Origin of the sequence: Streptomyces sp. ISL-12 (genome assembly GCF_018614415.1) — a bacterium.
Classification (GTDB): Bacteria; Actinomycetota; Actinomycetes; order Streptomycetales; family Streptomycetaceae; genus Streptomyces.
Genome location: NZ_JAGGOO010000033.1, coordinates 18,720 through 31,828, shown reverse-complemented (window position 1 = coordinate 31,828; position 13,109 = coordinate 18,720). Strand labels below are relative to the sequence as shown.

Here is a 13,109-nt window from a genome sequence, read left to right as displayed (position 1 = left end):
GAGCGGATCAGCCCTCCTCGACCCCCAGCTTCTGGAGGATCAGTTCCTTGACACGGGCCGCGTCCGCCTGGCCGCGTGTCGCCTTCATGACGGCGCCGACCAGCGCGCCGGCCGCGGCCACCTTGCCGGACTGGATCTTGGCGACGATGCCGGCGTTGCCGGCGATCGCCTCGTCCACGGCGGCCGACAGCGCGCCCTCGTCCGATACGACCTTCAGACCGCGCTTGTCGACGACCTCGTCCGGCGTGCCCTCGCCGGCGAGGACGCCCTCGATGACCTGGCGGGCCAGTTTGTCGTTCAGGTCGCCCTTGGCGACCAGCTCGGTCACCCGGGCCACCTGCTGCGGCGTGATGGCCAGCTCGTCCAGCGGCTTCTGCGACTCGTTGGCGCTGCGGGCCAGCTCGCCCATCCACCACTTGCGGGCGGAGGCCGCGTCGGCTCCGGCGTCGATGGTGGCGACGATCGGGTCCAGCGCGCCGGCGTTGAGGATCGCCTGCATGTCGGTGGCCGAGACGCCCCACTCCTCGCGGAGCCGGTTGCGGCGCACCAGCGGCAGCTCGGGGAGCTGGGCCCGGATCTCCTCGACCCACTCGCGGGCGGGGGCGACCGGCACCAGGTCGGGCTCCGGGAAGTACCGGTAGTCCTCGGCCTCCTCCTTCACGCGGCCCGAGGTCGTGGACCCGGTGTCCTCGTGGAAGTGGCGGGTCTCCTGGATGATCGTGCCGCCACTGCTCAGGACAGCCGCGTGCCGCTGGATCTCGAAGCGGGCCGCGCGCTCCACGGACCGCAGCGAGTTGACGTTCTTCGTCTCCGAGCGGGTGCCGAACTTCTCGGTGCCGTGCGGGCGCAGCGACAGGTTCACGTCGCAGCGCATCTGCCCCATCTCCATGCGGGCTTCCGACACGCCGAGCGCCTTGATGACCTCGCGCAGCTCACGCACGTACGCCCGCGCGACCTCGGGTGCGCGCTCCCCCGCGCCCTCGATCGGCTTGGTGACGATCTCGATGAGCGGGATGCCGGCGCGGTTGTAGTCGAGCAGGGAGTGGGACGCGCCGTGGATACGGCCGGTGGCGCCGCCGACGTGGGTCGACTTGCCGGTGTCCTCCTCCATGTGGGCGCGCTCGATCTGGACGCGGAAGGTCTCGCCGTCCTCCAGCTGTACGTCGAGGTAGCCGTCGAAGGCGATCGGCTCGTCGTACTGGGAGGTCTGGAAGTTCTTCGGCATGTCCGGATAGAAGTAGTTCTTCCGGGCGAAGCGGCACCACTCGGCGATCGAGCAGTTCAGCGCGAGGCCGATCTTGATGGCGGACTCGACGCCGGTCGCGTTGACGACCGGGAGCGCGCCGGGCATGCCGAGGCAGACCGGGCAGGTCTGGGTGTTCGGGTCGGCACCGAGCGCGGTCGAACAGCCGCAGAACATCTTGGTCTTGGTGCCGAGTTCGACATGGACCTCAAGGCCCATGACGGGGTCGTACGACGCGAGTGCGTCCTCGTACGACACCAGGTCGGTCGTGGTGGTCACGGTGAAACTTCCCTCTCAGCCCAGCAGGACGTCGTCGTCGCCCAGCCGCTTCAGCTCGCGGTAGAGGATGGCGAGGCCGGTGACGATGGCGGCGGCGGACACGGCGGCGTCGACCAGGCGGAGCGTGTCGCTCTCGGTGCGGGCGAGCTTCGCCTGCTTGGCGACGCTGAACGCGCCGAACGCGGTGGTGGCCATGGACAGGTACAGGCCGTTCTTGGACTTCTTGAAGCCCTTGGCCTTCGACAGCTTGCTCACAGCGACGGTGCCTCCTCGATCAGCGGGTGGCCCCACTTTTCCACGAAGGCGGCCTCGACGGCGGCGCCGACCTTGTACAGCCGGTCGTCCCGCATGGCGGGGGCGATGATCTGCAGACCCACCGGCAGGTTGTCCTCGGGCGCGAGGCCGCAGGGCAGCGACATGGCCGCGTTGCCCGCGAGGTTGGTGGGGATGGTGCACAGGTCGGCGAGGTACATCGCCATCGGGTCGTCGGCGCGCTCGCCGATCGGGAAGGCGGTGGTCGGGGTCGTCGGGGAGACGATCACGTCGACCTGCTCGAAGGCCTTCTCGAAGTCGCGGGTGATGAGCGTACGGACCTTCTGCGCGGAGCCGTAGTACGCGTCGTAGTACCCGCTGGACAGGGCGTACGTGCCGAGCATGATGCGGCGCTTGACCTCGGGGCCGAAGCCGGCCTCGCGGGTCAGGGAGGTGACCTCCTCGGCGGAGTGCGTGCCGTCGTCGCCGACGCGGGCGCCGTAGCGCAGGCCGTCGAAGCGGGCGAGGTTGGAGGAGCACTCGGACGGGGCGATCAGGTAGTACGCCGACAGGGCGAGGTCGAAGGACGGGCAGTCCAGCTCGACGATCTCGGCGCCCAGCTTCTTCAGCAGCTCGACGGACTCGTCGAACCGCTGGATGACGCCGGCCTGGTAGCCCTCGCCGCGGAACTGCTTGACGACGCCGACGCGCATGCCGTCCACGCTGCCGTTGCGGGCGGCCTCGACGACCGGCGGGACGGGCGCGTCGATCGACGTGGAGTCCATCGGGTCGTGCCCGGCGATCACCTCGTGCAGCAGGGCCGCGTCCAGGACCGTACGGGCGCAGGGGCCGCCCTGGTCGAGGGAGGAGGAGAACGCCACCATGCCGTAGCGGGAGACGCCGCCGTAGGTCGGCTTGACGCCGACCGTGCCGGTGACGGCCGCGGGCTGGCGGATGGAACCGCCGGTGTCGGTGCCGATGGCCAGCGGCGCCTGGAAGGCGGCGAGCGCGGCGGAGGAACCGCCGCCGGAACCGCCGGGGATCTTGGTGAGGTCCCAGGGGTTGCCGGTCGGCCCGTACGCGCTGTTCTCCGTCGACGACCCCATGGCGAACTCGTCCATGTTGGTCTTGCCGAGGATGACGACGTCGGCGGCCTTGAGCTTCTTGGTGACCGTCGCGTCGTAGGGCGGGAGCCAGCCTTCGAGGATCTTCGAGCCGACGGTCGTGGGGACGCCCTCGGTGGTGAAGATGTCCTTGAGCGCGAGGGGGACCCCGGCCAGCGGGCCGAGCTTCTCCCCCCGGGCGCGCTTCTCGTCCACGGCGCGGGCCTGGGCGAGGGCGCCCTCGCGGTCGACGTGCAGGAAGGCGTGCACCTTCTCGTCGACGGCCTCGATGCGGGCCAGGTGGGCCTCGGTGACCTCTACGGCCGTCAGCTCGCCGGAGGCGATCTTCGCGGCGATCTCGGCCGCGGTGAGCTTGATGATGGGGCTGTCCGTCATGGCGGGTTACTCCTCCCCCAGGATCTGCGGCACCTTGAAACGCTGCTGCTCCTGGGCCGGGGCGCCGGAGAGCGCCTGCGCGGGCGTGAGCGACGGACGGACCTCGTCCGGCCGCATGACGTTGGTCAGCGGGAGCGGGTGCGAGGTCGGGGGTACGTCTTGGTCGGCGACCTCGCTGACGCGGGCGACCGCGCCGATGATGTCGTCCAGCTGTCCCGCGAAGTGATCGAGCTCTTCGGGCTTCAGCTCCAGACGCGCCAGCCGGGCGAGGTGGGCGACCTCCTCGCGCGTGATGCCAGGCATGCAGCGTTCCTCTGGGGTGAGAGTGGGTGTGTCAGTGTGTGGGTGTGTCGCCCAATCCTATGGGGCGGCGCCCGCTCGCCGTTAAACGGTTTGCCGGTCAGACGGCGAAGAGCAGGCCCGCGCTGACCAGAACGACGATCGCGGTGGCGAAGTGGATGCCGAAGGCCACCGCCCTCGTACCGCCGTGGCGCAGCACGATCAGGGTGTCGCCGAGCGGCGCGAGCGCCACGGCCAGCATGAACCAGGCCTCCGCGGCGGCCCCGGCGAACGCCAGCAGCGCCAGCCCCACCGCACCGAAGGTGGCGTCCCTGACCCCCTTGACGGCCAGGTAGGCGGCGTCGCCGTCCGGCTTGGCGGGCACGCCGTACCCGGCGGCGGCGAGCCGGGGCCGGAGCAGGAAGCGGGCCCCGACGAAGAGGATGAAGAGGTTCAGGACGACGGCCAGGGTGCAGGCGGTCACGGTCATGGCATTACCCCCTTGCTAGCAGCGCTAGATACACGAGCGACACTAGACCTGCCGTTGATAGATTGTCTAGCACTGCTAGACTCGGGTCATGTCGATCCAGACGCGCCGGGAGCGCGAACGAGCGGAGCGGGAGCGGCTGATCGTGGCCGCCGCGCGGGAGCTGGCCGAGGCCGAGGGCTGGGACGCGGTGACCACACGGCGGCTGGCGGCCGAGATCGAGTACAGCCAGCCCGTCCTCTACAGCCACTTCAAGGGCAAGGACGCCATCATGGCGGCGGTCGCGGAGGAGGGGTTCGCGGAACTCGCCGCGGAGCTGCGGGCGGCCCGTGCCGGGGCTCCGGAGGGCCGGGCGGCGCTCGCCGCGGTGGGCGAGGCGTACACGGCGTTCGCGCGGCGCCGGCCCGCCCTGTACGACGCCATGTTCACGCTCACCGTGGGACTGCCGTTCGCCACGCCGGAGGCGCCGGAGGCGCTGCGGGAGGCGTTCGGGGAACTGGCGGGGGCGGTGACGCCGGTCGCGGCCGAGGGCGAGGACCCGGCGCTGCTCACCGAGACCTACTGGGCCGGCCTGCACGGCCTGGTCACCCTGATGCGCAGCGGCCGCCTCCCGGAAGAGGCCCACGACCGCCGACTGGCACTGCTCTGCTCACGCTTCCAGAGGTACGGGGGTGCAGGCGCCCCTTGAGGGGCGCGGAACTGCCGGGGGCCCGGAACCGTGCGACGAGCCCCGGCGGACCGGCACCCGGCGACGGACCGGACCGCCCTACTCCTCCACCGCCGCCGGGAGGACGGCGGCCGGCCGCTGCCATCCCCTCGACCCCCGCGCCCGCAGCCAGGCCGTCGTCTCGTCCGGCGGCATCGCGGCGGCGACCAGCCACCCCTGCACCGCGTCGCAGCCGAGATCCCGCAGCCGCTCCCACGTCTCGTCGTCCTCGACGCCCTCCGCGACGACCAGCAGGCCCAGGGAGTGGGCCAGGTCGACCGTGCACCGCACGATCTCCGCGTCCTCGTTGTCGATGGCCAGCCGGGCCACGAAGGAACGGTCGATCTTCAGCTCGCTGACGGGGAGCTTGCGCAGGTGGACGAGGGAGGAGTACCCGGTGCCGAAGTCGTCCAGGGACATCTTCACCCCGTGCCCGGTCAGCCCGGCCAGGGTGTCGGCGGCGCGCTGCGGGTCCTCCAGGAGGACGTGCTCCGTGATCTCCAGCTGGAGCGCGCCCGCCGGGACGCCGTGCCGGGCGAGGCGCGCGGCGACCAGGCCGGCGAAGCCGGGCGAGTGCACGTCCCGCGGGGAGACGTTGACCGCGACCGGCACGAACAGGCCCTGCGCCCGCCACCGGGCGACCTGGGCGAGTGCCGTCTCCAGCACGTACTCCGTCAGCTGGGGCATCAGCCCCGAGGACTCGGCGATGGCTATGAACTCGTCCGGCGGCACCTTGCCCCGCTCGGGGTGCACCCACCGCACCAGCGCCTCCAGGCCCGCGACCTGACCGTCGAAGCGGACCTTGGGCTGGTAGTGCAGCTCGACCTCCCGGGCGTCCAGAGCGCGGCGCAGGTCGCCGAGGAGGCCGAGGCGGTCCGGGGTGTTGGAGTCCCGTTTGGACTCGTAGACCTCGACGCCCGTACGGTCCCGCTTCGCCTGGTACATCGCCACGTCCGCCCGGCGCAGCAGCCCTTCGGCGTCCAGGCCGTGGTCGGGGAAGACGGCGACCCCGGCGCTGGCCTCCAGGACCAGGGTGAGTCCGTCCAGGTCGAGCGGGGAGCTGAGGGCGCCGACCAGGCCGCGGGCGACCCGGGTCGCGGAGGTGGTGGAGTCGGTGACGGGCAGCAGGACGGCGAACTCGTCGCCGCCGAGCCGCGCGGCCTCCGCCCCGCGCGGCAGCGCCACCCGCAGCCGGTCGGCGATCTGGAGCAGCAGCCGGTCACCGGCCAGGTGCCCGAGGGTGTCGTTGACCGACCGGAAACGGTCGAGGTCGATCAGCATCAGGGCGGTACGGACACCGATCCGCTCGGCGTCGTCCAGCGCGGTCCAGATGCGTTCCTGGAGCCACTGCCGGTTGGGCAGTCCGGTCAGCGGGTCGCGGAGCTGTTCCTCGGCGCGGGCGCGGGCGATCCACAGGGTGGAGTCGAGGGCGATCAGCGGGATCGCGAACAGCGGCAGCAGCACCGGCTGCGCGAAGGCGACGACGCAGATCAGCGGGGCGATGCCGAGCAGGGCGACCGCGACCAGGCCCTGTCTCGCCAGGGCGGTGCGGGCGATGGTGGGCAGGCCCGGGCGCGGAGTGTGCAGGTACCAGAGCAGGGTGCGGGTGACGGCGAGGTAGGCGACGGCGACCAGCACCACCTTGGGCGCCGCGGCGACCGTCCAGGTGCCCGGGTCCCAGGGCGTCTCGACGGACGGGGCGGCGCCGCAGGCGCCCAGCAGGGCGGCGCCGGCGGCGATGCCGAGGATGTCGACCGCGCCGTGCAGCACGCCCTGGCGCCAGCGGCCCCGGCGGGCGACGCCGACCAGGACGACGACGGTGAGGCTGACCATGCCGGCCGGGACCCAGCCGTAGAGCAGCAGCACGGCGAGGGTGAGGGCGGCGCCGGAGCCGGTGCCGCCCCACCAGCGGGCGCGGCCGAGCAGGACGAGGTGGCCGACGACGATGCCGGTCAGCACGGCGAGCGACCAGCCGGCCGCGCCGGACGGGAAGAGCGCGTGCCCGTCGGTGAACGCCCGGTAGAACCCGGCGCCCAGGACGAACCCGGCCGCCGCGACGACCGCCGCGGGCAACGCGGGCCAGGACAGGTGCCGTTCGGCGTCGGTGTCCGGCAGGCCGGAGGCGTGCCCGGTGCCACGGCCGGCCGGTGCGACCCGGGCGGTGCGCCCCTGGCCGCCGCCCTCCTGAGAAGGCCGCCCGGCCCACCGGCTCGCACGCGCCGCGTCCCACAGGCGACGCGGGCGCAGCCGTGAGCCCGGGGCGGCGCTCTCGGTCGGTTCCATTCCCGTCCCTCTCACAGCCGGCGGTGCCCACGCCACGCGGCCCGGTGCCCGAGGGGGCCGCCGACGGTTCCGCGTGAAAAGTCCGTATCCCGGCCCCTTCGGAGCACGGGCAATGCCCCGGCCGCGGCTGGGCACGGCAGGCGCACGTCCCAACAGTAGGCCGCGGAAGGCTTCCACGGGCACCGGTCGTCGACGGTTGCCCGATTGCGCCCTGGCCACCCTTATGCATCTGATATGCGCCGAACGGGTGGCCTTCAACCGCTATTCCTCAGCCGAAAGCGCGACGTCCGAGGCTGCTTCGGGCCCTTGTTCGAGCAGGACGTCGAAGCCGTCCTCGTCGAGCACCGGGACCTTCAGCTGCATCGCCTTGTCGTATTTCGACCCGGGGTTGTCGCCCACGACGACGAACGAGGTCTTCTTCGACACCGAACCGGTCACCTTGGCGCCCCGGCCCTGCAGGGCCTCCTTGGCGCCGTCCCGGGTGTAGCGCTCCAGGGTGCCGGTGACGACGACGGTGAGTCCTTCGAGCGGGCGCGGCCCCTCGTCCTCGCCGGAGGACTGCTCCTCCAGGGGGACGCCGGCCGCCTTCCACTTGCGGACGATCTCGCGGTGCCACTCCTCGGCGAACCACTCCTTGAGGGAGGCGGCGATGATCGGCCCGACCCCGTCGGTGTTGGCCAGCTCCTCCTCACTGGCCTGCTCGATGCGGTCCACGGAGCGGAACTGGCGGGCGAGTTCCTGCGCGGCGACCGGTCCGACGTGCCGGATGGAGAGCCCGTTGAGGAACCGGGCGAGGGGGCGGGTCTTGGCCTCCTCGATGTTCCTCAGCAGGGCGAGGGTGTTCTTCTTCGGCTCGCCCTTCTGGTTGGCGAAGACCGTGACGACCTTCTCCTCACCGGTCTTGGGGTCGCGCTTGGGCAGCCCGCTGTCCGGGTCCAGGACGTACGCCTTGATGGGCAGCAGCTTCTCCACCGTGAGGTCGAACAGGTCGCCCTCGTCGACCAGCGGCGGCTCGGCCGGCTCCAGCGGCTGGGTCAGCGCGGCGGCGGCGACGCCCCCGAAGTGCTCGATGTCCAGGCACTGACGGCCGGCGAGGTAGGTGACGCGCTCGCGCAACTGGGCGGGGCAACTGCGCGCGTTGGGGCAGCGGAGGTCGATGTCGCCCTCCTTCATGGGGCGCAGCGGCGTACCGCACTCGGGGCACTCGGCCGGCATCACGAACTCCCGCTCGCTGCCGTCCCGCAGGTCGGCGACCGGCCCGAGGATCTCCGGGATCACGTCACCGGCCTTGCGCAGCACCACCGTGTCGCCGACGAGGACGCCCTTGGCCTTGACGACCTCCTGGTTGTGCAGCGTGGCGAACTCCACCTCGCTGCCGGCCACCGTCACCGGCTCGACCTGGGCGTAGGGCGTGACCCGGCCGGTGCGGCCGACGCCGACCTTGATGTCGACGAGCTTGGTGTTGACCTCTTCGGGCGCGTACTTGTAGGCGATGGCCCAGCGGGGGGCGCGGGCGGTGGAGCCGAGCCGGCCCTGGAGGCGGATCTCGTCGAGCTTGACGACGACGCCGTCGATCTCGTGCACCACCGAGTGCCGGTTCTCGCCGTAGTAGGCGATGAACTCGTGGACCTCGGCGAGGGTCTCGACCGCCCGGTTGTACGGGGAGGTGGGCAGCCCCCACTCCTTGAGCAGGCCGTACGCCTCGGAGAGGCGGGTCAGGCCCGCGTAGCCCTCCAGGACACCGATGCCGTGGACGACCATGTGCAGCGGGCGGCTCGCGGTGACGCGGGGGTCCTTCTGGCGCAGCGAACCGGCCGCCGCGTTGCGCGGGTTGGCGAAGGGCTTGTCGCCGGCCTCGACCAGACGGGCGTTCAGCTCCTCGAACTTCTCCATCGGGAAGTAGACCTCGCCGCGGATCTCCACGAGGTCGGGGACCTTGTCGCCGGTCAGCCGCTCGGGGATGTCGGCGATGGTGCGGACGTTGGGCGTGATGTCCTCGCCGGTGCGGCCGTCGCCGCGGGTGGCGGCGCGGACCAGGCGGCCGTGCTCGTAGGTGAGGTTGACGGCGAGGCCGTCGACCTTCAGCTCGCACAGGAAGTGGAACTTCTGCTCGCCCAGCTCCTTGTGGAGGCGCTCGGCCCAGGCGGTCAGCTCCTCCTCGTTGAACGTGTTGTCCAGGGAGAGCATGCGCGAGCGGTGCTCTACGGCGGTGAACTCCGTCTCGTAGGAGCCGGCGACCTTCTGGGTCGGCGACTGCGGGGTGCGCAGCGGCGGGTACTCCTCCTCCAGCGCCTCCAGGTCGCGCAGCAGCCGGTCGAAGTCCGCGTCGCTGATGACGGGGGCGTCCTTCACGTAGTACCGGAAGCGGTGCTCCTCGATCCGCTCAGCGAGCTGAACGTGCTTCTCCCGTGCCTCGGCGGGCACGTTCGTCGTCTCCGCCTGCTTGTCGCCGGCCACCGTGTATGTCCTCCCGTTACTCTGGGTTGTCCGCGAGGGATCTCGCCGCCCGGACGCAGTGGGCGAGGGCCCGCCGCGCGTACTCGGGGGACGCGCCCGCGAGTCCGCACGCCGGAGTCACCGTGACCGCGTCCGTGAGAAGCCCCGGACGCAGCCCCAGCCTGCGCCACAGCGTCCTGACACCCGAAACGCTACCGGCAGGGTCTGACAACGGGCCCCCGGCGGACGGCACGACACCGGCGAACAGCCGCGTCCCGCCCTCCACGGCCTCTCCGATCACCTCGTCGTCACGCTCGGTGAGCAGGGAGAAGTCGAACGAGACGCCCGCGACGCCGGCCCGGCGCAGCAGGGCGAACGGAACGTCGGGCGCGCACGAGTGGACCACGACCGGGCCGTCCCCGTGCACCCCGGCGACGTCGCGGAGGGCCGCCTCGACGACCTGCCGGTCGGGGGCCCGGTGGGTGCGGTAGCCGCTGGCGGTCCGCACCTGGCCGCGCAGTACGGCGGTGAGGGACGGCTCGTCGAGCTGGAGCACGAGGGTGGCGCCGGGGACGCGGCGGGCGACCTCCGCGAGGTGCTCGCGCAGCCCCTCGGCGAGGGAGGCGGCGAGGTCCCGGCAGGCCCCGGCGTCGCTCAGTACCGCCTCGCCGCCCCGCAGCTCCAGCGCGGCGGCCAGCGTCCACGGGCCCACGACCTGCACCTTCAGCGGGCCCTCGTACCCCTGGGTGAACTCCTCCAGGGCGTCGAGGTCCTCCCGCAGCCAGGACCGGGCCCGCTTGGTGTCCCGGCCCGGCCGGTCGCCGAGCCGCCAGCCGCTGGGCTCCACGCGCGCGTACAGCTCGACGAGCATCCCGGCGGTGCGCCCGATCATGTCGGCGCCGGGCCCGCGGGCGGGCAGCTCGGGCAGGAACGGGAAGTTCTCGAAGGTGCCGGTGACGGTCTTGACGGCCTCGCGCGCGTCCTGCCCCGGCAGGGACCCGACGCCGGTGGCCGCACCGAACCTGATCTGGCTGTTGTCGCTCACCCCGGCAGCCTACGGAACGTACGGCGCCCCGCTCACCGCCCGGGGCGCACCGTCAGGTCGTTGACCTCGGCGTCCCTGGGCAGGTCCAGGGCCATCACGATCGTCGTGGCGACCGACTCGGGGTCGATCCAGCGCGCCGGGTCGTACTCCTTGCCCTCCTGCTGGTGCACCTTGGCCTGCATGGGGCTCGCCGTGCGGCCCGGGTAGACGGAGGTGACCCTGACCCCGTTGCCGTGCTCCTCGTGGCGCAGGGAGTCGGCGAGGGCCTTCAGGCCGTGCTTGGAGGCGGCGTACGCGGCCCACTCGGCGTGGGCGTTGAGCCCCGAGCCGGAGTTCACGAAGATCACGTGCCCCTGGGCGGCGCGCAGCTGCGGCAGCATCAGGCGGGTCAGCTCGGCGGGCGCGACGAGATTGACGTTGAGCTGGTGGCGCCAGGACTTCGGGGTCAGCTCCCCGACCGGGCCGAGGTCGACGACGCCGGCGATGTGCAGCAGGGAGTCGACCCGGTCCGGCAGCGACTGGTGGGACAGGGCCCAGGAGAGCTTGTCGGGGTCCGCCAGGTCGCCGACCAGGGTGCGGGCGCCCGGGTACCCGGCGGCCAGTTCCTTGGCGCGGCCCGCGTCACGCGCGTGCAGCACGATCTCGTCCCCGCGCGCGTGCAGACGGCGGGCGACGGCCGCGCCGATGCCGGAGCCGGCTCCGGTGATCACATGTGTAGCCATGCCGCCATGCTCGCATCACCACCGGACCGTTCCGTGCCCCGGCCGGCTCAGGCGACGCCCCGGCTCTCCTCCAGGTAGGCCAGCGCGCCGACCGGCTCCTCGGCGAAGAACACCAGCTCGCCCAGGGGGCGCGGCAGGAACCCCTCGTCCTCCATCCGGCGGAACTGCTCCTTGAGTCCGTCGTAGAAGCCCGCGGTGTTGAGCAGGACGACCGGCTTGTCGGTGTGCCCGTGCTTCTTCAGCTCCAGGATCTCGGTCGCCTCGTCGAGCGTCCCGGTACCGCCCACCATGATCACCACGGCGTCGGCCTTCTCCAGCAGCAGCCGCTTCCGCTCGGCCAGGTCCCGGGCGACGATCATCTCCTCGACGCCCTCGCGCGCCTTGGCCGCCAGGAACTCCACGGAGACCCCGCACAGCCGCCCGCCGGCCTCCTGCACCCCATCGGCGACCACCTTCATCAGCCCGACGTCCGAGCCGCCCCACACCAGCGTGTGCCCGCCCTTGCCGAGCAGGGTGGCGAACTCCTTGGCGGGGCGTGTGTAGCGCTCGTCGAGGTCGGCGGCGGAGAGGAAGACGCAGATGTTCATGGGGCAACGGTACGGCGCCGTCCCAGCGGGGAAGAAGTCGGTTTCGCGGCGCGCTGTCACCAAGGACACCGCCCATCGAGGAGGACGATCGTGACCACCGGACACCGCATCACCGTGGAGCCCAGTGACCGGCACGTGCGCGTGACGCGCGACGGACAGGTCCTGGCGGAGAGCGACGAGGCCCTGCTGCTGCGGGAGACGGGCTGCCCCGACCGCTACTACATCCCCTCACTGGACGTACGCGTGGACCTGCTGACCCCGTCCCGCACGACCACCCACTGCCCGTTCAAGGGCGACGCCGTCTACTGGTCGCTGCCGGACGCCCCGGACTCCGTCTGGGCGTATCCGGACCCCAAGGAGGAGGTACAGCAGATCAAGGATCACCTGTGCTTCTACGACGTGGAGGTGTCGTGACCGGTTGACCGCGCGCCGTAGGGCAACCTGCACAGGCATGGAGAAGACACAGTCACGCGACGGCACCCCGCTCGCCCACACCCGCACCGGGACGGGTCCCGCGCTCGTCCTGGTCAGCGGCGCCCTGTCGACGGGCGCCACGCTCGCGCCGCTGGCCGCCGCGCTCTCGGACCGCTTCGAGGTCCTGGTGTACGACCGCCGGGGCCGCGGCGAGAGCGGCGACACGCCGCCCTACGCCGTCGACCGCGAGGTCGAGGACCTGGCGGCGCTGGTCGGGACGCTGGGCGACGAGGCGTGCCTGTACGGCATCTCGTCCGGCGGCGCGCTGGCCCTGCGGGCGGCGGCGAGCGGGCTGCCGGTGCGGCGGCTGGCGGTCTACGAGGTGCCGTACGCGATGGACGACGCCGCCGTGGCGGCCCGCGCGGAGTACACCGGGCGGCTGACTCAGGCGCTGCGCGGCGGCCGGCGCGGGGACGCGGTGGAGCTTTTCCTGCGCCTCACCGGCCTGGGCGAGGACGTCATCGGCAGGGCCCGCCAGTCCCCCATGTGGGCGGGCCTGGAGTCGGTCGCGCCGAGCCTGGCGTACGACGACGCGGTACTGGGCGACGGGCGTCCACCGCGCGAGGCTTTGGCCGGAATCAGCGTGCCGGTGCTGGCCCTGGCGGGCGGCGCGGGCACGGCGTCGATGCGCGCGGCGGCCCGGGAGATCGCGGAGACGGTGCCTGCCGGCCGGTACGGCGAGCTGGAGGGTCAGAGCCACATGGTGGAACCGGGGGTGCTGGCGCCGGTGCTGGCGGAGTTCTTCGCGGGGAACTGAGCGCCCCCGGGCCTCCCGGCGGTCGGGCGGGGCGGCGTCGCCACCCGCGCCGCGTCCAGG

The 13,109-nt window shown here is 72.4% G+C and carries 13 protein-coding genes; 3 read left to right on the top strand and 10 right to left on the bottom strand.

All coding sequences use genetic code 11. The features are described 5' to 3' along the window. Positions 1–7: 7 nt before the first annotated feature. From gatB to J7I94_RS09975, 5 genes are all read right to left on the bottom strand, one after another. Positions 8–1,522 (bottom strand): Asp-tRNA(Asn)/Glu-tRNA(Gln) amidotransferase subunit GatB, encoded by a 1,515-nt coding sequence (gene gatB, locus J7I94_RS09995; protein ID WP_215166632.1) that lies wholly within the window; start codon positions 1,520–1,522, stop codon positions 8–10. Positions 1,523–1,537: 15 nt separating this feature from the next. After that, positions 1,538–1,777, bottom strand: a complete 240-nt coding sequence (locus J7I94_RS09990) for a hypothetical protein (RefSeq protein ID WP_215166631.1) — start codon at positions 1,775–1,777, stop codon at positions 1,538–1,540. Further along, entirely contained in the window at positions 1,774–3,273 is a 1,500-nt protein-coding gene (gene gatA, locus J7I94_RS09985) for an Asp-tRNA(Asn)/Glu-tRNA(Gln) amidotransferase subunit GatA (protein WP_215166630.1), read from the bottom strand. Before gatA ends, J7I94_RS09990 begins: the two co-directional genes overlap by 4 nt. A gap of 6 nt (positions 3,274–3,279) precedes the next feature. Next, on the bottom strand, positions 3,280–3,576 hold the full coding sequence (gatC, locus tag J7I94_RS09980) for an Asp-tRNA(Asn)/Glu-tRNA(Gln) amidotransferase subunit GatC (protein ID WP_023546575.1): 297 nt from the start codon (positions 3,574–3,576) through the stop codon (positions 3,280–3,282). 97 nt (positions 3,577–3,673) lie between these two features. After that, on the bottom strand, positions 3,674–4,042 hold the full coding sequence (locus J7I94_RS09975; protein ID WP_215166629.1) for a DUF4267 domain-containing protein: 369 nt from the start codon (positions 4,040–4,042) through the stop codon (positions 3,674–3,676). 88 nt (positions 4,043–4,130) lie between these two features. Here J7I94_RS09975 and J7I94_RS09970 point away from each other — a divergent pair, with 88 nt between their 5' ends. Beyond that, the gene (locus tag J7I94_RS09970; RefSeq protein ID WP_215166628.1) at positions 4,131–4,727 is read left to right on the top strand and encodes a TetR/AcrR family transcriptional regulator; all 597 of its coding nucleotides are present in this window, start codon (positions 4,131–4,133) and stop codon (positions 4,725–4,727) included. 78 nt (positions 4,728–4,805) lie between these two features. Here the strand turns inward: J7I94_RS09970 and J7I94_RS09965 are convergent, their stop codons facing one another. The 5 genes from J7I94_RS09965 to J7I94_RS09945 all read right to left on the bottom strand — a co-directional run bounded on the left by J7I94_RS09965 (position 4,806) and on the right by J7I94_RS09945 (position 11,818). Then, complete coding sequence (locus J7I94_RS09965; RefSeq protein ID WP_215166627.1) at positions 4,806–7,028, bottom strand: bifunctional diguanylate cyclase/phosphodiesterase; 2,223 nt, start codon at positions 7,026–7,028, stop codon at positions 4,806–4,808. 261 nt (positions 7,029–7,289) lie between these two features. Further along, positions 7,290–9,485, bottom strand: a complete 2,196-nt coding sequence (ligA, locus tag J7I94_RS09960; protein WP_215166626.1) for an NAD-dependent DNA ligase LigA — start codon at positions 9,483–9,485, stop codon at positions 7,290–7,292. Between the two features lie 16 nt (positions 9,486–9,501). Then, the gene (locus J7I94_RS09955; RefSeq protein ID WP_215166625.1) at positions 9,502–10,509 is read right to left on the bottom strand and encodes a methionine synthase; all 1,008 of its coding nucleotides are present in this window, start codon (positions 10,507–10,509) and stop codon (positions 9,502–9,504) included. A gap of 32 nt (positions 10,510–10,541) precedes the next feature. Next, on the bottom strand, positions 10,542–11,231 hold the full coding sequence (locus J7I94_RS09950; protein ID WP_215166624.1) for an SDR family oxidoreductase: 690 nt from the start codon (positions 11,229–11,231) through the stop codon (positions 10,542–10,544). A 47-nt stretch (positions 11,232–11,278) separates the two neighbouring features. Next, positions 11,279–11,818, bottom strand: coding sequence for a TIGR00730 family Rossman fold protein (locus J7I94_RS09945; RefSeq protein WP_215166623.1), 540 nt, complete (start codon positions 11,816–11,818; stop codon positions 11,279–11,281). A gap of 90 nt (positions 11,819–11,908) precedes the next feature. On the opposite strand from J7I94_RS09945, the gene J7I94_RS09940 reads away from it, so the two are divergent. Next, positions 11,909–12,232, top strand: a complete 324-nt coding sequence (locus J7I94_RS09940; protein ID WP_215166622.1) for a DUF427 domain-containing protein — start codon at positions 11,909–11,911, stop codon at positions 12,230–12,232. A 37-nt stretch (positions 12,233–12,269) separates the two neighbouring features. Next, positions 12,270–13,049, top strand: coding sequence for an alpha/beta fold hydrolase (locus J7I94_RS09935; protein WP_215166621.1), 780 nt, complete (start codon positions 12,270–12,272; stop codon positions 13,047–13,049). Positions 13,050–13,109: the final 60 nt, after the last annotated feature.

Excerpts from the sequence above, each read along its gene's own strand:
- gatA (WP_215166630.1), bottom strand. The coding sequence starts at position 3,273 with ATGACGGACAGCCCCATCATCAAGCTCACCGCGGCCGAGATCGCCGCG.
- gatC (WP_023546575.1), bottom strand. The coding sequence starts at position 3,576 with ATGCCTGGCATCACGCGCGAGGAGGTCGCCCACCTCGCCCGGCTGGCG.
- J7I94_RS09975 (WP_215166629.1), bottom strand. The coding sequence starts at position 4,042 with ATGACCGTGACCGCCTGCACCCTGGCCGTCGTCCTGAACCTCTTCATC.
- J7I94_RS09970 (WP_215166628.1), top strand. The coding sequence starts at position 4,131 with ATGTCGATCCAGACGCGCCGGGAGCGCGAACGAGCGGAGCGGGAGCGG.
- J7I94_RS09965 (WP_215166627.1), bottom strand. The coding sequence starts at position 7,028 with ATGGAACCGACCGAGAGCGCCGCCCCGGGCTCACGGCTGCGCCCGCGT.
- J7I94_RS09950 (WP_215166624.1), bottom strand. The coding sequence starts at position 11,231 with ATGGCTACACATGTGATCACCGGAGCCGGCTCCGGCATCGGCGCGGCC.
- J7I94_RS09945 (WP_215166623.1), bottom strand. The coding sequence starts at position 11,818 with ATGAACATCTGCGTCTTCCTCTCCGCCGCCGACCTCGACGAGCGCTAC.
- J7I94_RS09935 (WP_215166621.1), top strand. The coding sequence starts at position 12,270 with ATGGAGAAGACACAGTCACGCGACGGCACCCCGCTCGCCCACACCCGC.